Origin of the sequence: Runella salmonicolor, from assembly GCF_024158025.1 — a bacterium.
Lineage (GTDB): Bacteria > Bacteroidota > Bacteroidia > Cytophagales > Spirosomataceae > Runella > Runella salmonicolor.
In genome coordinates, this window is sequence record NZ_JAMZEL010000005.1 from 352,985 (window position 1) to 379,478 (window position 26,494).

At 45.0% G+C, this 26,494-nt stretch carries 26 protein-coding genes; 5 read left to right on the top strand and 21 right to left on the bottom strand.

Going from position 1 to position 26,494, the window contains the following annotated elements; genetic code table 11:
- Nucleotide 1 precedes the first annotated feature (1 nt).
- From rlmB to gatC, 8 genes are all read right to left on the bottom strand, one after another.
- The gene (gene rlmB / locus NCI00_RS14900; protein WP_206023169.1) at nt 2-805 is read right to left on the bottom strand and encodes a 23S rRNA (guanosine(2251)-2'-O)-methyltransferase RlmB; all 804 of its coding nucleotides are present in this window, start codon (nt 803-805) and stop codon (nt 2-4) included.
- A gap of 4 nt (nt 806-809) precedes the next feature.
- Nucleotides 810-1,847, bottom strand: a complete 1,038-nt coding sequence (locus NCI00_RS14905) for a methyltransferase (protein WP_253528799.1) — start codon at nt 1,845-1,847, stop codon at nt 810-812.
- A 115-nt stretch (nt 1,848-1,962) separates the two neighbouring features.
- On the bottom strand, nt 1,963-2,232 hold the full coding sequence (gene rpmA / locus NCI00_RS14910; RefSeq protein ID WP_114068013.1) for a 50S ribosomal protein L27: 270 nt from the start codon (nt 2,230-2,232) through the stop codon (nt 1,963-1,965).
- 44 nt (nt 2,233-2,276) lie between these two features.
- Nucleotides 2,277-2,588, bottom strand: a complete 312-nt coding sequence (gene rplU, locus NCI00_RS14915; RefSeq protein ID WP_114070322.1) for a 50S ribosomal protein L21 — start codon at nt 2,586-2,588, stop codon at nt 2,277-2,279.
- A gap of 116 nt (nt 2,589-2,704) precedes the next feature.
- A complete protein-coding gene (locus tag NCI00_RS14920; protein WP_253528801.1) occupies nt 2,705-3,520 on the bottom strand; it encodes an Fpg/Nei family DNA glycosylase in 816 nt (271 codons plus the stop codon).
- A gap of 37 nt (nt 3,521-3,557) precedes the next feature.
- The gene (locus NCI00_RS29500) at nt 3,558-3,725 is read right to left on the bottom strand and encodes a type II toxin-antitoxin system RelE/ParE family toxin (protein ID WP_310586776.1); all 168 of its coding nucleotides are present in this window, start codon (nt 3,723-3,725) and stop codon (nt 3,558-3,560) included.
- Between the two features lie 153 nt (nt 3,726-3,878).
- Nucleotides 3,879-4,127 (bottom strand): hypothetical protein, encoded by a 249-nt coding sequence (locus NCI00_RS14930; RefSeq protein WP_253528802.1) that lies wholly within the window; start codon nt 4,125-4,127, stop codon nt 3,879-3,881.
- Between the two features lie 39 nt (nt 4,128-4,166).
- Nucleotides 4,167-4,454: an Asp-tRNA(Asn)/Glu-tRNA(Gln) amidotransferase subunit GatC gene (gatC, locus tag NCI00_RS14935; protein WP_253528803.1), complete on the bottom strand. Its 288-nt coding sequence runs from the start codon at nt 4,452-4,454 to the stop codon at nt 4,167-4,169.
- A gap of 356 nt (nt 4,455-4,810) precedes the next feature.
- On the opposite strand from gatC, the gene NCI00_RS14940 reads away from it, so the two are divergent.
- Both NCI00_RS14940 and NCI00_RS14945 read left to right on the top strand, forming a co-directional pair.
- A complete protein-coding gene (locus tag NCI00_RS14940; protein WP_253528804.1) occupies nt 4,811-6,277 on the top strand; it encodes a TonB-dependent receptor in 1,467 nt (488 codons plus the stop codon).
- Nucleotides 6,278-6,314: 37 nt separating this feature from the next.
- Nucleotides 6,315-8,171 (top strand): hypothetical protein, encoded by a 1,857-nt coding sequence (locus tag NCI00_RS14945; RefSeq protein ID WP_253528805.1) that lies wholly within the window; start codon nt 6,315-6,317, stop codon nt 8,169-8,171.
- 9 nt (nt 8,172-8,180) lie between these two features.
- On the opposite strand, the gene NCI00_RS14950 is transcribed toward NCI00_RS14945, so the two are convergent.
- The 10 genes from NCI00_RS14950 to NCI00_RS14995 all read right to left on the bottom strand — a co-directional run bounded on the left by NCI00_RS14950 (nt 8,181) and on the right by NCI00_RS14995 (nt 18,631).
- Nucleotides 8,181-8,924 (bottom strand): glycosyltransferase family 2 protein, encoded by a 744-nt coding sequence (locus tag NCI00_RS14950; protein ID WP_253528807.1) that lies wholly within the window; start codon nt 8,922-8,924, stop codon nt 8,181-8,183.
- 84 nt (nt 8,925-9,008) lie between these two features.
- On the bottom strand, nt 9,009-9,824 hold the full coding sequence (locus NCI00_RS14955) for a glycosyltransferase (protein WP_253528809.1): 816 nt from the start codon (nt 9,822-9,824) through the stop codon (nt 9,009-9,011).
- Nucleotides 9,821-10,792, bottom strand: coding sequence for a glycosyltransferase family 2 protein (locus NCI00_RS14960; protein WP_253528812.1), 972 nt, complete (start codon nt 10,790-10,792; stop codon nt 9,821-9,823). The genes NCI00_RS14955 and NCI00_RS14960 overlap by 4 nt, the downstream gene beginning before the upstream one ends.
- Nucleotides 10,789-11,631 (bottom strand): phytanoyl-CoA dioxygenase family protein, encoded by an 843-nt coding sequence (locus NCI00_RS14965; RefSeq protein ID WP_253528815.1) that lies wholly within the window; start codon nt 11,629-11,631, stop codon nt 10,789-10,791. The genes NCI00_RS14960 and NCI00_RS14965 overlap by 4 nt, the downstream gene beginning before the upstream one ends.
- Before the next feature lie 108 nt (nt 11,632-11,739).
- Nucleotides 11,740-12,675, bottom strand: coding sequence for a hypothetical protein (locus NCI00_RS14970; RefSeq protein ID WP_166556436.1), 936 nt, complete (start codon nt 12,673-12,675; stop codon nt 11,740-11,742).
- A gap of 85 nt (nt 12,676-12,760) precedes the next feature.
- Nucleotides 12,761-13,642: a class I SAM-dependent methyltransferase gene (locus NCI00_RS14975; RefSeq protein ID WP_253528818.1), complete on the bottom strand. Its 882-nt coding sequence runs from the start codon at nt 13,640-13,642 to the stop codon at nt 12,761-12,763.
- 80 nt (nt 13,643-13,722) lie between these two features.
- Complete coding sequence (locus NCI00_RS14980) at nt 13,723-15,327, bottom strand: hypothetical protein (protein WP_253528821.1); 1,605 nt, start codon at nt 15,325-15,327, stop codon at nt 13,723-13,725.
- A 39-nt stretch (nt 15,328-15,366) separates the two neighbouring features.
- Entirely contained in the window at nt 15,367-16,308 is a 942-nt protein-coding gene (locus NCI00_RS14985; RefSeq protein ID WP_253528823.1) for a glycosyltransferase, read from the bottom strand.
- Between the two features lie 53 nt (nt 16,309-16,361).
- Nucleotides 16,362-17,435 (bottom strand): NAD-dependent epimerase/dehydratase family protein, encoded by a 1,074-nt coding sequence (locus NCI00_RS14990; RefSeq protein ID WP_253528825.1) that lies wholly within the window; start codon nt 17,433-17,435, stop codon nt 16,362-16,364.
- Between the two features lie 161 nt (nt 17,436-17,596).
- The gene (locus NCI00_RS14995; protein ID WP_253528828.1) at nt 17,597-18,631 is read right to left on the bottom strand and encodes a sensor histidine kinase; all 1,035 of its coding nucleotides are present in this window, start codon (nt 18,629-18,631) and stop codon (nt 17,597-17,599) included.
- Nucleotides 18,632-18,751: 120 nt separating this feature from the next.
- Here NCI00_RS14995 and rpmG point away from each other — a divergent pair, with 120 nt between their 5' ends.
- The 3 genes from rpmG (at nt 18,752) to ftsY (ending at nt 20,303) form a co-directional block, all read left to right on the top strand.
- Nucleotides 18,752-18,934, top strand: a complete 183-nt coding sequence (gene rpmG / locus NCI00_RS15000) for a 50S ribosomal protein L33 (RefSeq protein WP_114068027.1) — start codon at nt 18,752-18,754, stop codon at nt 18,932-18,934.
- 84 nt (nt 18,935-19,018) lie between these two features.
- Entirely contained in the window at nt 19,019-19,171 is a 153-nt protein-coding gene (locus tag NCI00_RS15005) for a DUF4295 domain-containing protein (RefSeq protein ID WP_013927273.1), read from the top strand.
- A gap of 175 nt (nt 19,172-19,346) precedes the next feature.
- On the top strand, nt 19,347-20,303 hold the full coding sequence (gene ftsY / locus NCI00_RS15010; protein ID WP_253528940.1) for a signal recognition particle-docking protein FtsY: 957 nt from the start codon (nt 19,347-19,349) through the stop codon (nt 20,301-20,303).
- A gap of 66 nt (nt 20,304-20,369) precedes the next feature.
- Here the strand turns inward: ftsY and NCI00_RS15015 are convergent, their stop codons facing one another.
- The 3 genes from NCI00_RS15015 to NCI00_RS15025 all read right to left on the bottom strand — a co-directional run bounded on the left by NCI00_RS15015 (nt 20,370) and on the right by NCI00_RS15025 (nt 26,493).
- A complete protein-coding gene (locus NCI00_RS15015) occupies nt 20,370-21,533 on the bottom strand; it encodes a hypothetical protein (RefSeq protein WP_253528831.1) in 1,164 nt (387 codons plus the stop codon).
- A gap of 137 nt (nt 21,534-21,670) precedes the next feature.
- The gene (locus NCI00_RS15020; RefSeq protein WP_253528834.1) at nt 21,671-23,131 is read right to left on the bottom strand and encodes a DUF1501 domain-containing protein; all 1,461 of its coding nucleotides are present in this window, start codon (nt 23,129-23,131) and stop codon (nt 21,671-21,673) included.
- A complete protein-coding gene (locus NCI00_RS15025) occupies nt 23,128-26,493 on the bottom strand; it encodes a DUF1553 domain-containing protein (protein WP_253528837.1) in 3,366 nt (1,121 codons plus the stop codon). Before NCI00_RS15025 ends, NCI00_RS15020 begins: the two co-directional genes overlap by 4 nt.
- Nucleotide 26,494: the final 1 nt, after the last annotated feature.

Genomic DNA, 26,494 nt, shown 5'->3' on the forward strand with positions numbered 1-26,494 from the left:
TTTAAACAATCTCTTGCATCCGCTGCCGCGCAGCTTCATAAATCACCATTCCCGCCGCTACCGATACATTCAGCGACGCAACTTTACCTTTCATCGGAATTTTGATATTCATATTCGACCGGCGAATCAGTTCAGGCGAAACCCCGTCTTCTTCCGAGCCCATGATGATGGCCGTGGGCGTTGTGAAATCAACATTGGTCAAAATCTGGGCGGCTTTTTCGGTACAGGCAATGACCTGCACCCCGCTGTCCTGCAAGTACTGTACGGTGTCCATCAAATTATTTTCACGACAAACAGGCAAGTGACTCAGCGCGCCCGAGGAAGTTTTGATGGCGTCGCTATTGATTTGAGCCGCCCCACGCATCGGAACGACAATTGCATGAACGCCCATGCACTCTGCTGAACGGGCAATGGCTCCGAAATTGCGCACATCCGTAATTCGGTCTAGCATTAATAACAATGGCACTTCGCCTTTTTCAAAAATGCCTGCCAATATATTATGCAGCGATACATAACGGATAGCCGATACAAAGGCAATAACACCCTGATGATTTTTACGCGTAATCTGGTTCAACTTTTCCATCGGAACGCGCTGAACGGGAATACCCCGCTCAATGGCCATTTCCAGAATGTCGGCAAAACTTTGCTCCCGAAACACGATTATTTTGTCAATTTCCTGTCCTGCCTTTAGTGCTTCAATCACCGGCTGAGTACCGAAAACCAGTTCTTTCTCCCGCGTTTTATCCACGGGTTTTGTGGTATGAATTGTCCTTTTTTTAGGATATTCGTTTCTTTCAAATGCCATTTTATTAACTTTTTTTTGCAATCACCATCGCCATTCCGGGGATGGTAAAATATCGAATCGTTTTATATATTTTCAATCCTGCGGCCCTTTGCCACGCCTGAATTTCTTGCACTGTCCAATTTCCCGACGTGCTGGTCAGCCCAAAAAATAGGCTACTTGAACTGCCCACTAATTCGGGCGTACTATCCAACGCAGGACGAATAAATTCATTGACAATAAAAATGCCGTCTTTGCGCAAACTACGCGCTACCCGAGCGGTTAGTTCTTGATTTTGCGCCTCCGTAAAATGGTGGGCCACATTTGACAAAAGAACGGCATCGTACTGGTTTTCCCCAAAATCATCCATCAACGCGTTTCCTGCCTGATACGTAATTTGACTCTGAACATCAGTTGGAAGCGATGACTTCTCAATAGCTTCGGGCAAATCCAGAATGACCGCTTCCAGATTAGGCAATTTACGACAGAGAGCAGCGGCATATTGACCGTTGGCCCCGCCAATATCCAGCAAACGCGTTGCTTTTTTGGAAATGGGCACTCTTTTTTCAAACTCCCTTACCTCCGACTTGGCCACCGATTGCATAGCATCCTGATACAACTGCCATTGTTTTTCGTCAAATACCTCATGCGACTCCATTCCTTGTCCGGTGCGAAGATAATTCCCTAAATTGCTTACCCAATCCCAAGCTACACGATTATTATAAACCGCAATGGCATGTACCGAATGAGGACTTTCTGATACAATCCATTTTTGGGCCATCGACGTTAAGCGAAATTGGTCATTATCAAATGACAGATACTCCATCGACACCAACAATGTCAGCAATTGTGCAGTAGGTCTCGGATGTAAATGGCAGGCTTTGGCAATGGTCTCCGACGTATTTTTTCCCTGATGAATGGCATCAAACACGCCCGCGTCCGCCGCTTCCATCACGGCTTTGGCCATGATAAAATACATCTGAACGTGCAACAGCGGAATGGGCACCTGATTGGTTTTCAGGGCCAGCCATTCCAACGGATTTTCGGGAGCGACGCGGAGTTGCATATAATAGCAGTTGGCCGTAAACAGTTTTCGGTGAGCAGAAAAATTGTTTTTCAGCAAAAAACCCGTCCGAATAAATTCAGACGGGTTTATGCCAAGTTTCTTCTGTAAATAATGCTTATGCTTCGGCTAGTTCAGGCAATTCAATGTGAACGAATGACTTGTTGTCACGTCCGCGAGAGAATTTCACTGTACCGTTTGCCAATGCAAACAACGTATAGTCACGGCCAACACCTACGTTGCGGCCTGGGTGGTATTTAGTACCACGCTGACGCACGATGATGTTACCGGCTGTAGCAGGCTGGCCACCGTAGATTTTAACGCCAAGGCGTTTACTTTCCGATTCACGACCGTTTTTCGAACTACCTACACCTTTCTTGTGTGCCATTTCTTTGGGTATTTTAAAATTTTAAGATGCGATTAATTAAGTAATTAGCCGACGATTGCGTCAATTTTCACTTTCGTTAATGACTGACGGTGACCGTTTTTCTTCACGTAGCCTTTGCGACGTTTTTTCTTGAAAACAATCACTTTTTCACCTTTAAGGTGCTCAACGATTGTGGCTTTTACACTGGCACCGGTTACCGTCGGTGCGCCAATGCTGATGGTTCCTTCGTTATCCACCAACAATACTTTTTCAAATACGAGCGCAGCGTCCACATCTCCTTCCAAACGATTGGTAAAGATTTGTTGGCCCTCTTCAACTTTAAATTGCTGTCCCGCGATTTCTACGATTGCGTACATGTTATTTTCGATTAAAACAGTTTTTTCCAAAAATGGAGTGCAAAAATAGCGGTTTCGAGAAAAATTACCAAGCTATTTCAAAAAAATATCGAGTTATACTGGACATTTCTCCCGATTTATCTTAAAACCTGACACTCAGGGCAATAATACGTGGTGCGCCCTCCTACTTGCATATGTTCAGTTTCTACTTTATCGCACGGGCAGCGTTTGTGACGCCCAGCATCTTCATAAGGAGATACATCCCATTCTCGGGAGTGAATCAGAAAATGTTGGGGGAAACGTCCGTAGTTGGCTTCGTGCTCAATAGCCGTTTCGAGCACATACCGCGTAGCGCTGAAAATACGTCCGATTTCACTGTCATTCAATTGGTTACTCAACATTTCAGGATGAATTTTCGCCTGAAACAGTACCTCATCCACAATCCAGTTACCAATGCCCGCCACCGTACTTTGGTCAAGCAAAACGGGTTTGATAAAACTCTTGCGTTTTCTGATGTTGTACGTCAACTCCTCTAAACTTATGTCAAGCGCGTCGGGTGCGATTTTCTTCTTTTTGAGATAAGCATCTACGCCTTCTACCAAGCCGATACGCTCAAATTTGCGCGGACAGATAAACCCCAAATTGAATCCTGACTTAAAAATAAACAGAATCCGCGCATGGCGCGGCCGGTCGAGCGACGAATGATAATACTCCAAATCGCCCGTCATGCCAAAGTGCATGTGGAGCGTCGAGCCGCCGTTGGTATAAATAAAGAGATTTTTTCCGACACGTTTGGTACTGACAAAGGTCTGGCCAATAAGCGTTTCGGTAAGCGTAGCGTAATCGGTGGTGAGGAGTTTTCGGTCTTCTACATCGATGGCTTCGATGGGCTGGTGAAGACAGGTGGCTTCAAAATAGCGTCGATAGGTTTCAACTTCGGGAAGTTCGGGCATGGCGTAGCGTAAAAATAAGTGCTGATATCTATCAAACTCAAATTCCCGCCATTTTGATTAAGCTATCCAATTCTTTTTCGTCAATGGCATCCTTCTCACTTTTGTCATATACTGAAAGAAGATACACAACATCATTAATAATTTTGACACAGGTAATAACGCGGGCCCCGCCTGACTTTCCCTGATTTTTGGAAGCAATGCTCATCCTAACCTTGTAGCAATTTTTACCAAGCGGCGAACCTTGGAACGGGTTTTGTTCCAATGATTCTATCTAATGCTTCAAAATCATTGATTACAGAGCGATACTTTTTGGATAGTTGTCTAAGTTCCTTTTTACATCTTTCTGAGATAATGATGTTCATATCTGCTCTTCTTTAAGTTCCCTTAAAAAGTCCCGTGCAGATTGAAGTTGTTTTTTTCCCTGCTGATGTTCTTCTACTTCTTCCAATGCCGATTTCAGTCCCTCGACCCATTCCAATTGTTCAGGCGTTGGCACACACTCTTTTACGGTTTTTGTTTTTTCAATTTTTACAAAACTGAATGCTTTGATCACCTTGATAAAAAAAGTGTATTCACGATCGGGGACACTCAACGTTATTTGTTTCATAATGACCAGTTTTAGTGTTGCTGATTTCCCAATTTCTATTTATTCGATCACTTTAGGCACTCTGAAATAGGTTCCATCCTGTGAGGGAGCATTGTAGAGGCCCTGCTCACGGGGCAGATGATCGCCAACCGTATCTTCACGCATAACATTGATCTCGGAAGAGATGTGCGTCAGGGGGGCTACATTGTCTGTATCCAGTTCGTTGAGGTGCTCCATCCATGACAGTACATTTTCCAAACTTTGGAGTAAAGGGGCTTCTTCTTCGGGCGCAATTTCCAAACGCGCCAGGTTGGCAATCTTATGAAGGGTGGCTTTGTCGATCTGCATTGCTTATTTTTTTACAAAATTAGGACTTTATCCACAATTTGGGTGGATAAGTGTTAAATTCCCCCAAAAACTGCAACCTTTCTTAGCTTTTAAAGCTCCCGAAGTGGATGCCCGTTCACCTTAGGTAAGTGAGGTATTGATTAAGCGGATTTTCAGGGTCATTTTGGTGGGGTTAGTTTATTCCATTATCGCCTATTTTACATCACCCAAAGAGTAGTTTATGTCTGTTTGTACGGTGCGGATTAAGGAGTTTGTTGTATTTTTGTAAATACGGCACGGCTACTTACATTTTCAGGCTTTTGTCACAAAAAAACTTGGAAACTTTAAACCCACCGGTATCAACAAACGACTTTTTCATGAATAATAAATACGATAAAAACCTCGGTACCAAACAAAAAGCCCTTCGCATCAATTTAGACCGACGTATTTATGGCTCTTTTGCCGAAATCGGCGCAGGGCAGGATACTGCGGCAAATTTTTTCAAGGCAGGCGGCGCTTCAGGAACCATTGCTAAAACCATGTCGGCCTATGACATGAAATTCAGTGATGAAATTTACGGCCCTGAGCCAAGTGGCCGCTACGTGGTTGAATCGCGGTTGATGAAAATGATTCAACACGAGTACGACCTTGTGGAGCAACGACTCGCCGAAAAACGCGGTGCCGACAGTTTATTTTTTGCCTTTGCCAATACCGTTGTTGCCCTCAATTACCAAAAAAGCAATGAAGGTCACGGCTGGCTTGGTCTGCGATTTCAGCTTACTCCCCGCGCTCCCTACAACGATGTGGTTATCCACATTAAAATGCTTGATAACGACAGTATTCTGCAACAGCAGGCCTTGGGAATCATCGGCGTCAACTTGATTTATGGCTGTTTTTTTTACCATAAATCACCCGAAACCCTTTTGATTTCTTTGATGGACGACCTCAGCCCTGACCGTATCCAAATTGACATGATTCGCGTTCAGGGGCCTGATTTTCAAAAAGTTGACAATCGACTCATGAGTCTTTACCTCGTCAAACACGGGTTTACCGAAGTAGCCATGTTTGGCCCTGACGGCCACGTTTTACAACCGTCGGAAGCACTTTACAAGAAAAATATCCTGCTCTTGCGCGGACGCCTGCGGCCCATCACCAACGTACACGTAGATATGCTGCGCAACGGCCTCAAGCAGTTCAAGGCAGAACCCGACGTGGATGAGAAAAAGGTGGTCATGGTGGCCGAACTTACGCTCCACAACCTGCGCGGAGGCGATCAGGACATCAACGAAAAAGACTTTCTGGACCGCGTGGATATTCTGATTTCGTTGGGACAAACTGTGTTGATTTCAAACTACTACGAATATCATCGTTTGGTAGCTTTTCTGGCAAAAACAACCCGCCTCAAAATCGGACTGGTGTTGGGGATTCCTAATTTGGAATACATTTTTGAAGAAAGTTACTACCAAAAACTGCCGGGCGGAATCTTGGAGTCGTTTTCGACTTTATTCAGCCGAAACGTTAAACTCTTTGTTTATCCAACTTTCAAAGATGGAAAACTTTCGACCTGTCAAAACTTTGCGTTGCCCACCAATCTACACCCCCTTTTTAACTTTCTACTTTGCAACGATAAAATCGAAGACATTCGTGATTTCGACGAAGATAATCTCCGAATCTCGACCGACAGTGTGTTAGACCTTATCAAACGCGGCGAACCAGGCTGGGAAGATAAAGTCCCCGTCGAAGTCGCGCAAATGATTAAAGATAAATGTTTGTTTGGATTCCCGTGCGTGGTATTTGAACCCAAACAAGCAGCACACATCCATCAGGCAGTGGGAAATTTATAAGAGATTGTCTTAACTTTGCGGGTCAATCGGAAGAGGTATGTATCATAAATTCATTATTAGTTGTTTCGTGGTGACTTGGACGAGTCTGGGGCTGTGGTCAGGAAGTGAAAATATCGGCCAATTGAAGTCCACTCAAAACGCTTTGCGTGCAGATACGATTCGCAAAGACACGCTTAAGCCCACGCTCATGGGCTTGCAGCGTGATACTACTTTCAAGCCAGATACGGTGATTAAAACCGAGGTTCGTATCGGCGACCTCTCCTACCTATCGGTTTGTCCGGGCAGCCCCGTTCTGATTCCTTTTACAACCGCTGGGACTTTTAAAGAAGACAATAAATTCATTGTTCAGATAACCAATGCTTCGGGTAAGTTTGTCAACCTTTCTGAGCCAGCCAAAGAAGGGCCTGTTGCAGTCACTTTGCCCACTAACCGCTCAGGAAGTGTATTGGTTAGAGTTATATCTACCAATCCTGAAATTATTAGTAAGCCCACAAGGTTAACGATTTTGCCCTTGCCTCACGCCCGTATGGAGCTGATAGACGGCAGTACAAATACCAAAATTGGCCCAGGACAAGCCGCCTCCTACCGCGTGATGCTCACGGGCGCTGCACCTTGGTCGTTTACCGTTTCTGACGGCACTACGGTCACTAATACGTTAGTGAATCCGTTTACGGCGCAAGTGGCTCCCGAGCAAACGAGTTCTTTTAAAGTAACAAGCGTCAATAATACCTGCGGAAGCGGAACCACCTCAGGCGAAGTTGTGGTTCAGGTAAGTCAGGATACGCTCCCCGTTATTGCCCTCAAGGCCATTCCTCGCGTCGGTTTTAGACTTTGTACCGCTACACCTTTTCAAATTAATTTCAGTGCAACAGGAAAATACGAGGCTGGCAACAGTTTTATCGTTCAATTGAGCGATACCACTGGGCAGAATTTTAAGAATATTTCGGAGTTGATTCCGCAAAGTCCCATCATGGCTAAAACACCCGCAGGCTTAGAGCCAGGGATTTATAAACTGCGCGTTGTTTCGACCTTTCCGACCATCATGAGCGACACCGTCGACGTAGCCATTTCGGCCCCTGCCAAAACCGTTTTACGTCGTGACACGCTTCAAATCGCCGAAGGAGAATCCACCAACTTAACCCTAGATTTCAGCGGTGGTGGTCCTTGGTTTGTTTTGCTTTCGGATGGAACCTACCAAAACGACATTCGGACCACCCCCTATACCGTAAAAGTATCACCGCTCAACCCCACAGCCTACACAATCACCTCAGCTGGTGGATTTTGCGGCGTGGGCGATTTGTCGGGGACGGCGTTTGTTAACGTAAAAATACCCCCGCCAACGATTGCCACTGGGAATTTATCAGATAAAACGATTTGTTCGGGCACCGAAATTACGGTTCCTTTCAGTACCACGGGTCGTTTCAACAACGCCAATAAATTCTTGGTACAAATCAAAGATACCAGCGGGCGTTGGGTGTATTTACCTACCATCGGTGGCACCAGTTCACTACGAGCCAAGATTCTACCACCCTACCTGAAAGACACACTTTCAACACAACAGGTACGGGTTATTTCTACCGACCCACTCATTGAAGGAACCCCAACCACGCTTCAAGTGATGATGCCCAACGCCGCCCAAGCCCTCGTGACGGGCGGAGCTGTGATTCGTCCTGGAGGTGCGGCACGCCTGCGCGTATCGTTCAAAAATGGGCTACCACCTTGGTCCTTTGTGCTTTCTGACGGCACCACCATCAACGGAACCTTTATCAATCCGTATCAACTCACGGTAAATCCCCGCACAACAACCGAGTATAAAGTTGTGATGGTAAACAATACATGCGGCACTGGAACTACTGATACAGTACCAGCAGTTATTCGGGTGGAAACAAACTAAGAAAGAAAATTATTTCTGCGTTTTTTTGCGATAATCCCCGCGCGAAAACGTCTTTTCGATGAAGCAGTACATCAAAATAAAGAAATAGCGGCTGCCCATTTCTTTGATTTTCAGCTTTGACTCCCCGTATTTTCGGTTTGTCCAGCTATTGGGGACGATGGCAAATGAGTAGCCTCGTACAATCGTTTTGAGCGGTAGTTCAACCGTCAGGTTAAAGTGAGCCGAAAGAAAGGGTTTCAGTCCTTCCATCGTTTCTCTTTTATAAAGCTTAAAGGCATTGGTTGTATCGTTGTACTTCACCCCCATTATGACCCGAATGATAAAATTTGCCATCCGATTGATAACTTTTTTTACCATTGGATAATCGTACACTTTACCTCCTTTGCCCCAGCGGGTTCCAAACACGGCGTCATAATTCCCCTCCACCATTTTTTTATAAAACTTCACCAAATCTTCGGGGTCGTCCGATAAGTCGGCCATGAAGACCGCCACACAATCGCCCGAAAAGCGTTCTAGGCCATAGCGCACCGCATAACCAAACCCATTTGGGCCAGGGTTCGTTTCGTAAACCAACGTAGGGATTTCTTTTGACAAATTTGCCAAAACCTCCAACGTATTGTCTTTAGAGTTATCATTTGTCACCCAAATCTCATGGGGTACATTATGTTTAGACAAAGCTGCGTAGAGAGTCTGCAACGTTTGCGGTAAAGATTCCTGTTCGTTATAGGCGGGAATGACAACGCTAAGCTTCATTTAGTGGCGGAATGACCGGGCTGCCGGTACGATTAGGTAGTTGTTAAATTAATGACGGTGAAGGCAAAATTGGTTGGTTTTGCTTTAATTTCCAATTTCTTCTATTAACTGGTCGTATTTTCGGAGCGTTTGCTGCACGGTATCATTGTATTTATATGACAGCCATTCATTGACATCGGCAAACATTTGGCGGCGATTACGCAGAAAATAAGCGTTAGTTACAGCATGGACGTTACTTAAACCCCCTCGGTGTTTTCGATAGTTACCCATCACTTCTGGAATATACCCGATACCGCCCCGCGCCGCCAATTGAATCACTAACGCCCAATCGCCAGCGGCGGCCCGGTGGTGCCAATCAGCAAACTCTTCTTCCTGAAAAAAATTGCGATACATCAGACTGGCAGTACCTACAAACCAACGGTCTTCCAATAAATCTTCAATCCCCGAAATCAACTTTTGTGTTTTAGGGTTAAATGAATGGCTTTCGGAGCCATCCTCATAAATTACCTCCAAATCGTGGTGGCAAATGGCAAAGTCAGGATGAGCTTCCAAAAAATCAACCTGTTTTTGAAGTTTAAACGGGTCGGTCCAGTAGTCATCTCCTTCGCAAAGCGCCACATATTGACCCTGACAGGCTTTTAACAAAAAAAGAACGTTATTGCGGCCTCCAAATTCTTTGGGCTCTTTAGGACCTAAATTTTGGGGATGAAGATAGGCCCGAATTTTATCGGGAAAACGCTGGGCGTATTCTTCAATAATAGCGGGGGCTGAATCGGTCGAGGCATCGTCGCCGACGACAATCTCAAACGCAAAGTCGGTTTGCTGCATGAGCGCACCATCAAGCATCTGAGCAATATATTTTTCGTGGTTGTAAGTGGGAACGCAGACGCTAACTTTCATCGAGATGATTCTTTCAAACGGTGGGGCAACAGCGCAAAAAAGCTATACACCTGCAACAGCCACTTGGGCAAAATATAGTCGCGAATGGTCTCTTTTGTGGTTTCTTTATTGGGTTTTCCTAAGTACAGGTATTTTAACGCCAATCCAGCCCGTTGGAAATACCGCTTCTGGTATTGGCGAGCATCCAACAACATACGATAATAGCGGGCAATGTTTCGTTTGAGCAACGCATCGTATTGATGTCCAAGTTCTTTGTTGATTCCTTCATACATCCGAATACGATTGTATAAAAATCGAGCATCCTGATAATGGTCCCTAAAACTAGCACCGCCTCGGTTTTTACGATATACGGACATAACACCCGGCACATAACCGATTGGCCCCTGTTTTGCCAAAATCACGTAGCGTGGAATATCCCCACTGGTTGATTGCAAAAACCATTCAGGATAGTGCATAAGCCCGTTTTTAAACATCACGGCGGAGGTAGCCATAAACCAAATCTCATCCTCCCCCACGAGGTCTTCCACGGTAATAACGGCTTTTTGGTCGGGCGGATTCAACACATGAGACGAGCTTCCATCTTCGTAGGTAATCAACGCATTGTGAAAACAGGCCGAAAAATCGGGATGGGCTTCCATAAAATCCACCTGCTTTTGGAGCTTCGAGGTGTCGGTCCAGTAATCGTCGCCATCCATGGGAGCAATGTAGCGCCCTTTGGCCAATTTGAGGGTTTCTATGGTATTGAAAAGGCCATTTTGACCCAAATTTTTGGAGTGCAAAACAGCCTTTACTTTATTCGGATATTTGTCCTGATATGCTTGAATCACTTCTTGCGCACCATCCGTTGAGCAATCGTCGCCCACTAAAATTTCAAAATCGAAATCAGTTTGCTGAGCAAGGGCGCTGTCGATGGCCTTACCGATGAAATTCTTTTGGTTGTACGTAAGAATCGTGACGCTTACTTTCATTGTACTGCCGGGGCTGGTGAAGACGCAAAAACCGTTTCTAATTGTTCCACTGACGGGAAGTTGGGCGTGACCAATTCGGCTTCTGGTTTGTAAATATAAGCCATCGGGTATCCTCTTTCAATAAAAGTAGGCTCAGCTAAATTATTGAAACGTAGTTGTACCGACCAACGAATGTTGCGGGTAATATTATTTCCAGACTGGTGTACCAGAAAAGCCGAGAAAATTAGCAAATCTCCTACCTGAAACTCGGTCTGTACAAAGTCTTCGTCTTTCAAATCGGCCGTAATTCCTCCCTGATAGCCCGAGGTGCTTGATTCCAACAACCCCGTTTTATGACTGCGGGGAATCACCTGTAAAGCACCCAAATCGGCGCCAGCATCCACCATCGGAAACCAAATAACAGTGCTATCTAGCGAGCCTTGGCCCGTTCTCCAGTCTTGGTGGGCGTCGAGTTTCCAGTGTTTGCTACCATCTTTTGACAAAAAACGACTGTTGAATTGCATGGCTGGACGTGCTCCGATAACGGGTTGCTCAATCCCCACTTCTTTCAGCAAATCACTGATTTTTTCGCTGACCGCAAAACGGTGAAGCGACAAGCTGTGTTGAACCGTCACTCCTGTATTACGAAAAGCGGGAAAGTCTTTTTCAAAAAACTCAAACATTGCACTTTCAAACTCATCACGATTGTCAATATCAACCACACGGCCCGTTACACGCTTGATTTGAACGGCAAATATTTCACGAGCCTCACGGTAAATATTTTCTACCACGCTCTTGTCTAAGAAATTACGAAGGAGTAAAAAACCCTCTTGGCGAAACTGTTCTGCTAATGTTGCCATTTTACTTATTTGTTTGGTTTAACACCCAATTCTAACACACAACTCCTTTTGAAAGAATGACATTGGTCAAAAATCAAAAGGTAAAATTACAACAATCGTTCCAATCGTTTAGTCTTCCCATACCGCATACCCAAACCCCGCCGCACCAAAGCCATTACCATTGTAAAGCAAGTACTTCTTGCCATTATGGGTATAGTAATTTGCATAATCAATCATCTGATAATCAAAATCTTCTGGATTTTCAGATTTATGAATACCAACCAAATTATCCTTCCGTTCCCAATGCTCTCCATCAACCGATTCGGCGTATCCGAGGCGATAACTTTGATTGCGATCAATACGATAATCGCGGGTATGACGGTACGAGTAGTACATTTTATAGATTCCGTCTTCTTTAAAAACGCTCGGACGGCCTACCGCGTGTAAAAAATCGTCAAAATCTAGCGTAGGCACATCACTGATTTTCCAGTGAATACCATCGGTCGACGTTGCTGACTGCCCCCGGTAATAAGGTTCTGGATATCCGTGTATGTACTCACATTTGTGTCCCGAAATGTACCACATCCGCCACGTGCCATCGTCTTCACGAATGACTGACGGTTGAGCTGCCCACAGCGGATTCTCAATGCTGCGGTCCATGATAGGTCCTCTGAACATTTTGGTAAAAGAAAGCCCTCCGTCATGACTTACGGCCAACCCCATTGAAAGCCGGTAGGAGTTCCAAGTACGGTTCCAACCCGTGTAATATAACCAAATATCACCGTTGGGCATATCGACAAACCACGCGGGCATCGCTCCCGTTTCATCGTATTCTCCCGGACCACCAAGCTCCAGTACAGGGCGGTCGTGGATGTATAATATCTTGGTAGGGTCGTCGTAATCAACATCAATAAAGGTTGGACGAGAATACCCATTATCATCGCGTGAGGAAAAATAAACCCGTAAAAAATCGGGGTGCTTATATGCAAACGGTACCTGTGCGTGCGAGCGACTGTGCGCCAACGAGCCATCAGGTTTATAAATTACTCCTTTTTTTTGCCACATAGTTTATCGGTATTTGTCGTGCTGAAAGCGCCTAAAATCTAACTAACAACCGTAGGCACTAGGCCCTTTCAGGGTGACAAAACATTTATTTTGAACTTCCTTCCGCACGAATACGCCAGTTATCAATAAAATCTTTGCCAGGAATCGGCAACTCAACGTCAATTTCAGGCGCTTTGGCTGCTACGGTGTATTCCATCACGTAGAAGCAATTTCCAAAAATGTAGTGAAGCTTGAAATTTTCAACGGTCGCTGGCAAATCTTCGTAGGGTATTTCTGCCCGGAAGAGTGGGTTGGCTTTCCAAAGAATCTCATACGTGGGTTCTTTACGCAGCCACGGAGCCATGCTTTCATCTCCGATAACCACCTTCCCTCCTACTTTCACCACGCGCGTAAGTTCAGCAAACGCTTTTTTGCGCTCGGAGAAAGTGTTGATACCGCCAAAGTGAAATACCGAGTCAAAGGTTCCGTCGGCAAAAGGCAAATAAGAGCCATTTCCTAGAAAAAAATGAACATCTACGTCTTTTGGTTGCAGTTTTTGCGTAGCCAGACGCAACATATTGGGCGACAAATCTGACAACACCGCCGTTCCACCGGGGCTAATTTGGTCGATAATCAAAGCCGAATCTTTGCCCGTTCCCGCTCCTACTTCCAGCACTGTTTGCCCAGGTTTAAGCCCCATCAACCCAATCATAAACTCACGCGTAGCGGCTTCGTCGGAGTGATTGAGGGTTTCAAACACCCACGATACACCACGGTCATAGCGCTGATAGGCTTGGTCGTACAGGTACTGCTCGCGGGCATCGTCTTCAAACAATTCGCGAGGATGAACCATGTCTACAATTCCCGAATCCAATACTGGATAAACAGTGCCATCGGGAGCGGTAAGAGATAAGCCATTGTCGGCTACTTTCAGCGGTTCTCCTGTTTTTGGGGAAACCAGCAATTCGAGGAATTGATTATGTGTCATTATGTATTACTATTCAAAATTCAAAATTAGCGTAACTTTCATAAAGTTAGCGCATAAGTCAGCGGTTAACATTTTCAAATTTATTGTTCGGTATTCCGTAAGTAGACGCGTGTACTTTCTACCTCCCCTACGAAACGATAGTTCTTCCTTATAAAATCGTTTAATTCAGCAAATGCCTCATGCGCCTGCGTGGGGCGATCATTGAGCCATAAACTGTTTCCAACGGCATCCACAAACACTTTGGGATGGTTTTTTTTCAGGTCATTCAAATAACGCTGGTAATATTTTTGGCGCAATGGGTGCGGATAAATAGACCGTTCGGAGTGATTCTCGGCCGTCCCCTGCGGCATTTGGGTTTCGACGTGGTAGCGACACATCCAACCCCAAACCACCAAACGGTCTGTGGGTTGAGCGTATTTAAGAATTAGCTTAGAAACAGCACTCACGGGCACTCGATAGTCATTTCCTGAAACATACACATTGAGTGGACGATGCTGAATAGCTTTCAAACCAAAACTCACAAGAAATGGAATCAATACCGCCAAAGCGGCTACTGGCACAAGTGAACCATTTTTTTGGCTCTTATAAATGAATAAGGCTCCTAAAAGCGCCAATGGGTAAATACAGAGATTAAGATAATGGACAAAGTCATTGCCCGTTTTTGTAGCCGCATAAAGCGCCGCTACCAACCACAATACAACAAACGCTCCTAGTTGAGTGGAGGCAGAAAGCCGTTTGTCTTTTTGAAAAAAACTAAGCACGCTAATGAGTCCCAAACTCCCTAGATATAATAAGAAGTCGGTACTTTTCGCAAAAAAAGAGGGCAATCGAAAAATGGCATCCACCAATGAGCTACCGCCCGCGTAGATGAGGTTTCCGAGCACGTAATAATCCCACAAATCATCCAACACCCCCAATAATCCAGCCAATGCAACAATAAAAACGGGCACAGCCAAACCACCCGCCACCAAGACTAGCACAGACTTCAAAAAGTGTTTATGCTGATAAAGGCTTATCACCGCCCAAAGGCCTATCACAGCCACCTGCGGCACTACCTGTATCTTGGCAAAAGGGTTCAATCCCAGTACTACTCCCAGCAAAAAAATGCCTACAAAACTGTTTGAGCGAGCCGCATTTATTTTGGAAACGCTCCACAACGCAACATTCAGCAAAAAAAGCGGCAATTGTTCACTCGAATAGTGTACAAAATCGGGGTCTTGGGTAAACGCAAGAAAAAACAAGGGGGGAAGAAGGCTCAACTGAGCCGTGGGTGCATCAAAAAAGTTTTTGACACTTTGATAAAAAAACCACAAGCTCCCAATAACCCAGACCAAACCCAACAATCGAATAGCCGTATAATCAAAACCCAGCCCCAAAAAGGCAGGAATCAAAAGCATATAGTTATTGATAGGGCCAATGGTCGTTCCATCCACTGATTCCCAATAAGTTGGATACTGGCTTAGGGTAATGGCATGGGCAATAATTTGACTCTCATCTGGATTGATTTCCTGATTGAAAAGCAGAATCGGCAGACGCATCAATACCACCAAAACAGCACTTAAAATCAGTAGTAATGTAGGAAAAAAGGGGATATTCTTTCGAAGAAAAAAAAGCAATACGACTCCAGCGGCCAATGCATAGCCCAGTGCAAAATAAACTACAGGGAAATCATCGAAGCTTATCACTTACTGTTTTTTACCAAGTTATGACTCGTATTAATTCGTTTACAATTCTTCCACTTTTTCAATAAAATCACGGTATTGAAGTACGGGGATAAATTGCTGTTGGGTACGGTATTGCAGTACCATAAAAACTAAAAACAATGAAATTAGAAAAGATTGCAACACCACAATCAACAACGCCGAACTCAGCGTAGACGCCCAGCCGGGAGTAGCATGATCCATCCATTTCAAAAATAATACCACAAAAATAATGAACAGCGCAACCAGTGACATTCCAATGGAAAATATCAATATCCGGACCGCCGCTACATCAATCAAAACTGATACCGTACTTAATCCGTGCAACACCAGCGACACAAAATTCATTTTGCTTTCGCCAGCCAAGCGTTTTCCGCGCTCGGTGGGTATTGCTTCGTACGGAATCCGGGAACGAATGATACCACCCGGAAAATTATTCCAGATTTCGGATACGCGCACCAAGTTTTGTAGGCGACGCTGGGGGATAAGTGAAAAATTACCAAACGTAATCACTTTTCCAGTCAATTGCCTGAAAATGAACTTATAAATGCCGTAAAAGAACCTAAAAAGAAAACTTTCCTGCCGCTTAGTCCGCTGGGCAAAAATGACTTTGTCGGGCCATTTTTCAGAAGCCTTTACTAAGGCATTAATATCTTTGGGCGCGTCTTCGCCATCGGCATCCATGACAATGACCTTCTCGCAGGGTAGCTCTTTGGCAATGTACGACAACCCGATAGTAATGGCCCGCTGATGGCCTAGATTACGGTACAGCCGCACGATTTGGACTTTTTGTCCAGCAAAAGGCGCTATTTTTTCCATTTCCTGACTCGAACAGTCATCCACTATAACCAAAGACGTAGCGGCCAGTGTGTCGGTCGCTACGTCTTGATTAATGCGCTCGATGAGCAGGTTTAGCGCCTCCCAATCGTTGTATTGTGGTATGAGTATGACGTATTTTGGGGTCATTTCTTTCGTTATCAGTTATCTATCGAGCATAAGCTGTAGTTACCCGATAACAATTACGCAGGCATTGCCAAACGAGCAGCAATACCATCGTGAATTTGAACCAATGTCTGCTCAAGGTTATAACTCCAATCCCAACCTGGATAATGACTCTTAAATTTGGTTAAGTCACTCACGTACCAAATATGGTCACCAATACGGTTGGTTTCTGAATAATGATAGGTCAATTTCTTACCTGCAATTTGCTCACAAATTGCGATGGCCTCCAACATAGAGCAGTTGGCATGACGCCCGCCACCTGCATTGTAGGCTTCACCTGGGCGTGGGTTTTGATAAAAATGCCAGAACATATTTACCAAGTCGTAGCTGTGAATGTTGTCGCGCACTTGCTTTCCTTTGTATCCAAAGATGGTGTAAGGATTGCCCGTAATAGTACACTTCATAAGGTAAGCCAAAAATCCGTGCAATTGCGCTCCTGAGTGGTTCGGGCCCGTCAAACAGCCACCACGGAATACTCCTACTTTCATGCCAAAATAACGGCCATATTCCTGACACATAATATCCGCCGCTACTTTGGACGCGCCAAAAATAGAGTGCTTGGTATGGTCAAGGCTGTGGTGTTCATCAATCCCGTTTTTGTAATAAACGTGGTCTTCCGAAATTTCCCAGCGGGTTTCCAATTCTACCAATGGTAGATAGTTAGGATTATCGCCATAAACTTTATTGGTAGATGTAAATATGAACACAGCATCAGGACTATGCAAACGTGTCATTTCGAGCATATTGAGGGTACCTACGGCATTTACCCCAAAGTCAGTAAACGGCTCACGGGCCGCCCAGTCGTGGCTAGGTTGCGCCGCTGCGTGTACGATAAGCTTAATATCGGTGCCGTATTCTTTAAAAATAGGCTCCAATTGGCTCACTTCCCGAATATCAGCGCTGTAGTGTTTATAGTTGGCAAAACCATCTTGGAGACGAGTTCGATTCCATTCGGTGTTTCCGTCTTGCCCAAAGAAATATTGACGTAAATTGTTATCTACCCCAATCACGAGGTCAAATTTATCAGCAAAAAAAGCGACAGATTCGCTCCCAATCAATCCGGCCGAACCGGTGACAAGTGCAATGTTCATAGAAGAATCGTCTTTTTGAAGTGTGATTAATATTGGAAAATTTCTATTTTTCTTGAATTAAGGGCGTAAAATAAGTCAAAAAAGTTCAATCAGCCTAATCCGTAAAATAAGTCATACATCTAGAGACCATGTTTATGAATAGGATAAATAGTGTCTTTGAATCAATCCGCTTTGTCTAATTTAAACGTAAACGTGGTTCCTTTATCTATCTTACTCGTAACCGTAATTTTTGAACCGTGAGCGTTAATTATATGCTTTACGATGGCTAATCCCAGACCAGTTCCTCCTTTTTCTTTTGAGCGACTTTTGTCTACCCGATAAAATCGCTCAAAAATCCGCGACAAATGTTCGGGCGGAATCCCCGGGCCATTGTCACGCACGGTTACGAGATAATGTTTTTTATCTTCCTCAAAATGTACAATTACCTTGCCATTGTCATTTCCGTATTTAATGGCATTTTCGATGAGGTTTGTCATTACCTGGCTTATCCGCTGCGGGTCTGCTTTTACCCACACGTGCAGCATTCGGTCGGGTTTTATTTTAAGAACTGTATTCCGCTGATTGGCCTTGTTTTCGAGCTGCTCGCACACTTCTAGGGTAATTAGCCGCAAATCAACGCGGTCTTTGCGCATTCTGATTTCGCCCGTTTCCATTTGTGAAAGCGCCACCAAATCTTTGACCAAGGCATCTAGTCCGTCTAAACTTTTAGCAGCTTTTTGCAGAAATTTATCCCGCACTTTCTCATCATCCATGGCCCCGTCCAATAAGGTATGAATGAACCCCTGGGCGGCAAAAATGGGGGTTTTCAGCTCGTGCGAAACATCAGCCAGAAACTCCCGTCTAAAAACCTCCATTTTCTTCAATTCATCTATTTCCTGCTGTTTGCGGGCCACATAGACAAAAATCTCCTGATTCAGTTTTTTGAGGGGATTGGGGTCACTGACAATGTTTTTACGGGGAAAACTAAAGTCCTTCAATTTAAGGCGCTGAATGGTTTCATGCATTTTGGTGACTTCGCGGTACACCAAAATCTCAATAGCGTATAAAATCAGAAAAAATGCCCCAAAAAAACCAGCAACTCCCGACACAAAAAGCATGCTCAGCGTGGTGCCGCTGACAAACGAAAGGAAGGCCACTGTGATGCCTGAAATAGCCAAAGCCAGCAATAAAGCGGTGATACGCGGGTTGATACGCATAATGAATGATTTTCAGCGCAAAGGTAGATAAATATTTTTGCTGAAATTTTAAGAAATTATTTTGTCTTCTGCTTGACTATCTGTAACTTTGCACTCCGTTTTCAAATTTGACGTAAAGCAATGGCAAAGAAAGGTAACAGAATACAAGTAATTTTGGAATGCACAGCGCAGAAAGAATCGGGCGTTCCAGGGATGTCACGTTACATCACAACTAAGAACCGCAAAAATACTCCAGGACGTATGGAGTTCAAGAAATACAATCCGTATTTGAAAAAAGTAACGGTTCATAAAGAAATTAAATAATTCGTTATTTGTTCATCGTTAATAGTCAACAAGTGCTGTTAACTGACTGACCGTTAACAATTAACAATTTTAACTTATACAACAATGGCAAAGAAAGTAGTTGCAACCCTGAAAAAAGAAGGTGGTAAGACTTACGCCAAAGTGATTCAAGCAATTAAATCACCAAAGACTGGCGCTTACACATTTAAGGAGGTTATCGTTCCTACCGACGAAGTACAGGCTGCGTTGAAAAACTAATCCGCAACCTCTGTTACCATAACGATATTTGATAAAGTCCCGATAAGGGACTTTTTTTGTTTTTATATTTGTGCGTTTTCTATTTGTGTGTTCTCCAGCAACCCTCCGAATTTATTTATTCTGCCGAGCGTTGTTGGCCGTAAACTATAAACTGCCGCACGGGCCGCTACGTACTATGGGTTTATTTGATTTCTTCTCTAAAGAGAAAAAAGAATCGCTTGATAAAGGACTGGAAAAATCTAAGGAAAGTATCTTTGGAAAAATCAGCCGGGCAATTGTAGGGAAATCTACCGTTGATGAAGACGTACTCGATGAATTGGAAGATATTCTAATCAGTTCTGACGTGGGCGTGGGTACAACGGTCAAGATTATAAAGCGAATTGAAGAGCGCGTAGCGCGCGACAAATACACTGGCACCTCAGAACTTGACAGTATCCTGCGCGACGAAATCGCCACTTTACTGACAGAAAATAAATCGCTGGATTTTAAAGACAGTTTTGAGACCGAAAACTTGCCAAAACCATACGTCATTATGGTCGTAGGGGTAAACGGCGCGGGCAAAACCACCACCATCGGTAAGCTCGCCCATCAGTTTACAAAACGCGGGAAAAAAGTAGTTTTAGGCGCGGGAGATACCTTTCGGGCGGCCGCTGTGGACCAACTCAAAACTTGGGGTCAGCGCGCTGGAGTATTGGTCATTGACCACGGCATGAACACCGACCCTGCCGCCGTGGCGCACGATGCTGTAAAAAAAGGCGTGGAAATGAACGCCGATGTAGTCATCATTGACACCGCAGGTCGTTTGCATACCAAGGTCAACTTGATGAACGAGCTGTCAAAAATCAAACGCGTCATGCAGAAGTTTCTGCCCGAAGCACCGCATGAGGTACTGTTGGTGTTGGATGGAAGTACGGGCCAAAATGCCGTTATTCAGGCCCGTGAGTTTACCAAAGCCACCGACGTAACGGCCTTAGCCATTACCAAACTAGACGGCACGGCCAAAGGTGGCGTAGTAATCGGAATTTCGGACGAGTTCAAAATCCCTGTCAAATACATCGGAGTAGGCGAAAAAATGGATGATTTACAGGTATTTGACCGCGCTCAATTTGTAGATTCGTTGTTTAAAAAATAAGCGATAGCCCGCAAATATAATAGTAAAAACAGAGCAGGCACTCACGGGTGCCTGCTCTGTTTTTTGTTAGAATACGTAGGATAAACGTAGATTGGGTCGAAGGCCGCCGCTTAGGTTTGCGCTCCAGTTTTTATACTCTGAATTGGCCTGGGTACCATAACTGACCAATAGGTCAGCCAACTGGGTTTCCACTAAAAAATGGTTACTGATCAAATAGGCCAACCCTATATTGGGTCGGAGTTCGAAGGTATTAAAGTGAGTAGTTGAAAAATTAGAAGCATCTTTTTGTTCTTGATTATTGCGTATATAGTTGAGCTCAACTTCCCAATAAGGGGTAAGACGCGTAGCAAAAAGATATTGCTTCCTAAAAATACCTACTCGATACATACTTCTTTTAGTGAGAATTTGGGGCGTAGAAGTGACTTCAGAATAATTTTTACTATATCCCATTCTTATTCCAATCATCGTTTTATTCTTGATAAACTTTCCTACCTGCAGAGATATATTCGTCTCACTTTCACCAGTTTGCATTGGATTCGAGGATTGGTTAGAAAGATTATTTCTTAATCGACGCGTATCCACATCAAAACCTGCACCCAAAGTCCATCCCCCTTTATTTAAAATAGACAGCTCTTTGGTCTCAGCCTCAAATGAAGTAGGCTTAATCCAGTAAAGTAATCCCGTAGAAAAACCATAGCTGTTGAGAGGAAAGGTATTGGAGGTAGTTGATAGTTGGATAGCTAAATGTTTATTAAAAAAATAAAGTGCACCGGCTTCAAAAAGAGGTTGAATTGAAAAATTTCGTTCTTTAGATATCAGCTCCTGTTTACCATCAACGCTTTGCTTAATGTTAAAAAAGCTTCCAGAAATACTAAGCCCCCCTCCTACAAACCCTCGCCAACGCTCTTTCCCAAAAAAATAAAGCCCGCTCGAATTAAGTGAAAGTGAGCCATAAGGGTTAGAAAGTTTTGAATTATTATTTTTCCAGTAGTTCCTACTAAAGGTTTCAGATACTCCGATACGCCATAGAACATCATCTTTAATAAACTTTCCGTAGGAAATTCCCGAGGAAAGTGAAAAGGTACCGGATGTATTAGAAGTATTCTTAGGGTAGATATTTGAAGAATACCCCGTTGAAATATTGCCGGAAATAAAAGAATTTCCTTTTTCGGTTTGGGCAAAGGCCGCAGTAGCAAGTAACAAAAGGCCTAATGTAAAGCTGTGTTTCATGGCGAGTAAGATTAGAGTGGATAGTTCACTCTAACAACGCCCGTTTGAAAAAATTATTGACTCCTAAACGTCTAAAAAAATGTTAAAAAAAGCACAAGAATCACCCCTGTGCTTTTTGACATTTGAGCGTGAGAAAGTTACGCCAAAATAGGTTTCACAACTTTTCCGTGTACATCGGTCAGGCGGTAGCGTCGGCCTTGCGACTTGAACGTAAGCTGCTCATGGTCAATCCCCAACAAGTGCATGACCGTGGCCTGAAAATCATGTACGTGGACTGGGTCACGTACAATATTATAACTAAAATCGTCGGTTTCTCCATGAATGTAGCCCTTTTTCACCCCAGCTCCCGCCATCCAAATGGTAAAGCAACGCGGGTGGTGATCGCGGCCGTAGTTTTCTTTGGTGAGTTTCCCCTGCGAATAAGAGCCTCGACCAAACTCGCCGCCCCAAATAATGAGGGTATCATCCAACAAACCACGCTGTTTCAAGTCCATCACCAACGCTGCCGAAGGTTGGTCGACCGACTTAGCCATGGTTTTAATGTCATTAGGGAGATTGCCGTGTTGGTCCCATCCCTGATGATAGAGCTGAATGAATTTCACGCCTTTCTCGGCCAGTTTTCGCGCCAACAGGCAGTTAGCAGCAAACGTCCCCGCTTTTTTGGCTTCGGGACCGTACATATCAAAAATATAGTCGGGCTCTTTGGATATATCCATCGTTTCGGGCACAGCCGTTTGCATCCGATAGGCCATTTCGTACTGCGCCATGCGGCTGTTGATTTCGGGGTCAAGAATCTGTTTGTATTGTTCCTGATGCATTTTTGCCAAATAATCCAACATCCGTCGGCGGCTCATGCGGTCGATACCTGCGGGATTGTTAAGGTAAAAGACTGGGTCTGGCCCTGAGCGAAACACGACGCCCTGATGCACAGAAGGCAGAAAACCGTTTGACCACAATTTAGCGTATAATGGCTGATCGCCACCGCGCCCTTTGGACAACAATACCACAAACGAAGGCAGATTCTGGTTGTCTGAACCCAAGCCATAACTTACCCAGGAGCCAAAAGAAGGCCTTCCGCCCTGCTGACTCCCCGTTTGAAAAAACGTAATGGCGGGGTCGTGGTTGATGGCCTCAGTATGCATGGAACGGATAAAAGTGGCCTCATCGGTGACTTTAGAAATATAAGGCAACAACTCACTAACCCACATTTTGCTTTGGCCGTGTTGGGCAAATTTATAATACGATGCCGCCAACGGAAAGCTACTTTGCCCCGCCGTCATGCCCGTGAGGCGTTGGCCTTTCCGAACAGACTCGGGCAGGTCCTTGCCCCACATTTGTTCCAGTTTTGGCTTATAATCAAACAGTTCCAACTGCGAAGGCGCGCCGCTTTGGTGCAGATAAATGACGCGTTTTACCTTAGGAGGAAAATGTGGTTTCCCCAAAGCTCCCCCAGGACCAGTCGCAGCCTGCGCTTGATTTGTTCCCAACAACGACGAAAAAGCCGCCGCCCCTAAGCCAATGCTGGTACGCGACAAAAAATTCCGACGACTGAGTTGGTCGTGGGTATGTTGTTCGAATTCTTCCAGTGCGTTTTTCATCTCTTTATCACAAACTCATCAAAATTCATTACGGTACTCGCCACGATGGTCATGGCTGCCAATTCCAGTTTATTCAGGGACATATCCACAGGATACTCACCTACTTTCAATAGCTCATCTGCGCGCTTAGGATTTTTCAGAAAATCCTGGTATTCTTCATTGTACAACTGCGTCATGGCTGCCAACTCACCCGATCGCGGTGGGCGGGACGTGAGGGCCATAAAAATACGAGTGATAGATTTTACGTTACCATCAGCCCCTCGGTTTAACAGTAAACTCCGCTGCGCTAATACTCTCGCGGCTTCTACAAACTGGGGATCGTTAAGCGTGACCAGCGCCTGCAAAGGCGTACTGGTTTTTTGGCGCTTTACACTGCAAAAATGGCGCTCAGAAGCATCAAAATTGAGCATCATCGGCGGCGGTGAACTGCGCTTCCAAATAGTATACATACTTCGTCGATAAAGTGTATCTCCATGACTTTGAACATATTGCACCGCATTCCGCGTAGCTAACGCTTCCCAAATACCATCGGGTTGGTAAGGGTGTACACTTGGGCCGCCGATGTGAGGACTCAATAAGCCGCTTGCTGCCAAAGCAGCATCCCGCACTTGTTCGGCCGAAATACGGTAACTTGGACCTCGGGCGTATAATAAATTATTGGGGTCTAACTCCAATAATTCAGGTTTAGCCACTGAAGACTGCCGATAGGTGGCCGACATGACAATTTCCTTTTGCAGCAGTTTATAATTCCATCCGTGCGACGGACCGCCGTGCGACGGACCGCCAGATTCTCTGAACTTTACCGCTAAATAATCCAACAATTCGAGGTGTGTGGGTAAATCTCCCTGATTACCAAAATCTTCCGCCGACACCACTAGCCCCTTTCCAAAATACCGTTGCCACATTCGATTCACCATTACGCGCGCAAAGAGCGGATTTTCTTCGTGGGTCAGCCATTGAGCTAACCCTAGGCGGTTGCGCGGTAATTCTTTCGGAATCTTAAAAAATTGGTCAGGCGTATCCGCCGTCACTTCTTGGTCAACGGCATCATAGGCACCGCGTTTGAGTATGTGCGCTTTGCGAGGGTATTTGCGTTCGCGCATCACCATCACGTCAATCTCTTTATTGAGTAACTCCGTTTCTTCTGCCAACAAGTGCTTGCGCTCAGACAGTAGCTTCTGATTTTCTGTATCTATGTTGGTAACGAAATACTCAAAAAGACCCTCTTTTTGAAAATCGGTTCGCTTATCGTTTGGAGTTTGAAGGGCAATTTTCACAAAATCTTTTTGACCAATCACACTGTGGACTTCCAGCGGTGTTAGCTCACGGGCAAAGACTTTGAGTTCATCCACCGCGTAGCCTTTGTAGTTGTAATCGTGGCGCTGGCCGATGGAAAAATTAGGTGCGCCGGCTCCCCAATTGGTATGATTTTTCCCCCAAAGCATACTTTCCCGCAGTCCATCCGACATGACCCGGCCCGTGGCTCGTTTTCCATTAACATATACTTTCAGGCCGTTGGCTTTGCTTGAACCATCGTAAGTCATGGTAAGATGCGCCCAACGATTGGCTTTAAGCACGTAGTCAGTTTCAAAATCAATGGCATTGTCGGGCCAAACATTGCTTAACCGAAACGCCAGCCGCCCGTCTTCCAAACGCTCACATTCGTAGCCTCGAAAGCCGTTGAACGGCCCTAAATTGCGGTTAAAGAGTGGCCCTTTGAACTTAGGATCAGTGATACCCACCCACAAACTGACGGTAAAAGGTTGGTTTCGTTCAAAAAAGCCCGAAATGGTCGGCACTTCTTTGTATTGCCCCCAACCGTTGATACCGCGCATTTGCATATAGCTCTCTCCCACCAAACGTACGCCTTTTCCGCGTGGGCTTTTGATTCGCACGGGCAGAAAATCCAAATCTCCGTTGGTTTCAAAATTGAGGGTATCGTTGGCTAAATTTGTAAATATTGGCCGTCTTTTGTCTTTCTTTTCTCCCGCTGGGCGCACCGTCATGGAGTCAAACGGCACATCAATCATCAAAGCCGTTTTGGGCGCAATTAGCGGTGCTTGTACAGATTTCGCTAACCATTTTTCAAACCGCTGACGAAGGGCTGATGCATTTTGCAACTGCGTTTTTTCAACGACAGAAAGTTTCTCTTTGATAAATCGTAGTTGTCTTTCCGTTGCAGGCTTAGGCAGGGTGATGCTTGGGCTAGGCTCGCCGTTGTAGGGGATTTGACCGTATTCATTGTTGTTATTGAAAAAAGCAAACAATGAATAGTAATCTTTCTGACTGATGGGGTCGTATTTGTGGTCGTGACAACGCGCGCATTCGACCGTCAGTCCCAAAAACGCCTTTCCGAAGGTATTGGTGCGGTCGGCTACGTATTCTACAAAATATTCTTGTGGCACAATTCCTCCCTCCTGACTCTGCTGATGATTGCGGTTGAAGGCCGTAGCTATCAGATGTTCTTTTTGTGGGTTGGGCAACATATCCCCTGCCAATTGCCAAGTCACAAAGCGGTCAAACGCTAGGTTTCGATTGAAGGCCTTAATGACCCAATCGCGGTAAGGCCACATAGTACGCAGACCATCGTCTTGATAACCGTGAGTATCGGCATAGCGCGCCACATCGAGCCAATCGACGGCGTGATGTTCACCAAAATGTGGGTTTTTCAATAATTCATTAACGACTTTTTCGTAAGCATTGGGAGACGTATCTTTTACAAAGGCTTCGACTTGTTCGGGCGTTGGGGGCAACCCGATTAAATCCAGATATACGCGTCGAAGCAGGGTGGTTTTTGGTGCTTCGGCGTTGCCAGTCAGCTTTTTATCTTCTAATTTTTTAAGGATAAATCGGTCAATATCATTTTTGACCCAACCTTCATTTTTAACCTTTGGCAACGCTGGCTTAACAGGAGCCACAAATGACCAATGCGGTTTATACTCCGCCCCTTGCTCAATCCATTTGATAAGAATGGCTTTCTCTTCTACCGAGAGCGTCAGGTGAGAAGCGGGCTCAGGCATCACATATTCAGGGTCTTCTGACAAAATACGATGCACTACGTCGCTTTTGGAAGGATTGCCCGCCACGATGGCTTTTAGGCCGCTTTCGCATTCTTTGTCGTAGGCAGCGTCGGCAATATCCAAACGCAAATCCGCTTTTTGTTTATTCTTATCAGGACCATGACACGCAAAACAGCGGTCTGACAGAATGGGCTTGACATGTAAGTTATAGTCCAATTTTTCGGGCAAGCTCGCCGCCGCTTTTTCGACGTCCTGCGGTATTTCAATATTGCCACCACAAGCGCCTACCAACGCCATTATTACAATCCCGAAACTCCAATGATAGAAAGCTCTTTTTTCCATT

Bases quoted from the DNA above. Each gene is read 5' to 3' on its own strand.
- rlmB (WP_206023169.1), bottom strand. From the start codon at position 805: ATGGCATTTGAAAGAAACGAATATCCTAAAAAAAGGACAATTCATACC.
- NCI00_RS14905 (WP_253528799.1), bottom strand. From the start codon at position 1,847: ATGCAACTCCGCGTCGCTCCCGAAAATCCGTTGGAATGGCTGGCCCTG.
- rpmA (WP_114068013.1), bottom strand. From the start codon at position 2,232: ATGGCACACAAGAAAGGTGTAGGTAGTTCGAAAAACGGTCGTGAATCG.
- rplU (WP_114070322.1), bottom strand. From the start codon at position 2,588: ATGTACGCAATCGTAGAAATCGCGGGACAGCAATTTAAAGTTGAAGAG.
- NCI00_RS14920 (WP_253528801.1), bottom strand. From the start codon at position 3,520: ATGCCCGAACTTCCCGAAGTTGAAACCTATCGACGCTATTTTGAAGCC.
- NCI00_RS29500 (WP_310586776.1), bottom strand. From the start codon at position 3,725: ATGAGCATTGCTTCCAAAAATCAGGGAAAGTCAGGCGGGGCCCGCGTT.
- NCI00_RS14930 (WP_253528802.1), bottom strand. From the start codon at position 4,127: ATGAAACAAATAACGTTGAGTGTCCCCGATCGTGAATACACTTTTTTT.
- gatC (WP_253528803.1), bottom strand. From the start codon at position 4,454: ATGCAGATCGACAAAGCCACCCTTCATAAGATTGCCAACCTGGCGCGT.
- NCI00_RS14940 (WP_253528804.1), top strand. From the start codon at position 4,811: ATGAATAATAAATACGATAAAAACCTCGGTACCAAACAAAAAGCCCTT.
- NCI00_RS14945 (WP_253528805.1), top strand. From the start codon at position 6,315: ATGTATCATAAATTCATTATTAGTTGTTTCGTGGTGACTTGGACGAGT.
- NCI00_RS14950 (WP_253528807.1), bottom strand. From the start codon at position 8,924: ATGAAGCTTAGCGTTGTCATTCCCGCCTATAACGAACAGGAATCTTTA.
- NCI00_RS14955 (WP_253528809.1), bottom strand. From the start codon at position 9,824: ATGAAAGTTAGCGTCTGCGTTCCCACTTACAACCACGAAAAATATATT.
- NCI00_RS14960 (WP_253528812.1), bottom strand. From the start codon at position 10,792: ATGAAAGTAAGCGTCACGATTCTTACGTACAACCAAAAGAATTTCATC.
- NCI00_RS14965 (WP_253528815.1), bottom strand. From the start codon at position 11,631: ATGGCAACATTAGCAGAACAGTTTCGCCAAGAGGGTTTTTTACTCCTT.
- NCI00_RS14970 (WP_166556436.1), bottom strand. From the start codon at position 12,675: ATGTGGCAAAAAAAAGGAGTAATTTATAAACCTGATGGCTCGTTGGCG.
- NCI00_RS14975 (WP_253528818.1), bottom strand. From the start codon at position 13,642: ATGACACATAATCAATTCCTCGAATTGCTGGTTTCCCCAAAAACAGGA.
- NCI00_RS14985 (WP_253528823.1), bottom strand. From the start codon at position 16,308: ATGACCCCAAAATACGTCATACTCATACCACAATACAACGATTGGGAG.
- NCI00_RS14990 (WP_253528825.1), bottom strand. From the start codon at position 17,435: ATGAACATTGCACTTGTCACCGGTTCGGCCGGATTGATTGGGAGCGAA.
- NCI00_RS14995 (WP_253528828.1), bottom strand. From the start codon at position 18,631: ATGCGTATCAACCCGCGTATCACCGCTTTATTGCTGGCTTTGGCTATT.
- rpmG (WP_114068027.1), top strand. From the start codon at position 18,752: ATGGCAAAGAAAGGTAACAGAATACAAGTAATTTTGGAATGCACAGCG.
- NCI00_RS15005 (WP_013927273.1), top strand. From the start codon at position 19,019: ATGGCAAAGAAAGTAGTTGCAACCCTGAAAAAAGAAGGTGGTAAGACT.
- ftsY (WP_253528940.1), top strand. From the start codon at position 19,347: ATGGGTTTATTTGATTTCTTCTCTAAAGAGAAAAAAGAATCGCTTGAT.
- NCI00_RS15015 (WP_253528831.1), bottom strand. From the start codon at position 21,533: ATGAAACACAGCTTTACATTAGGCCTTTTGTTACTTGCTACTGCGGCC.
- NCI00_RS15020 (WP_253528834.1), bottom strand. From the start codon at position 23,131: ATGAAAAACGCACTGGAAGAATTCGAACAACATACCCACGACCAACTC.
- NCI00_RS15025 (WP_253528837.1), bottom strand. From the start codon at position 26,493: ATGGAAAAAAGAGCTTTCTATCATTGGAGTTTCGGGATTGTAATAATG.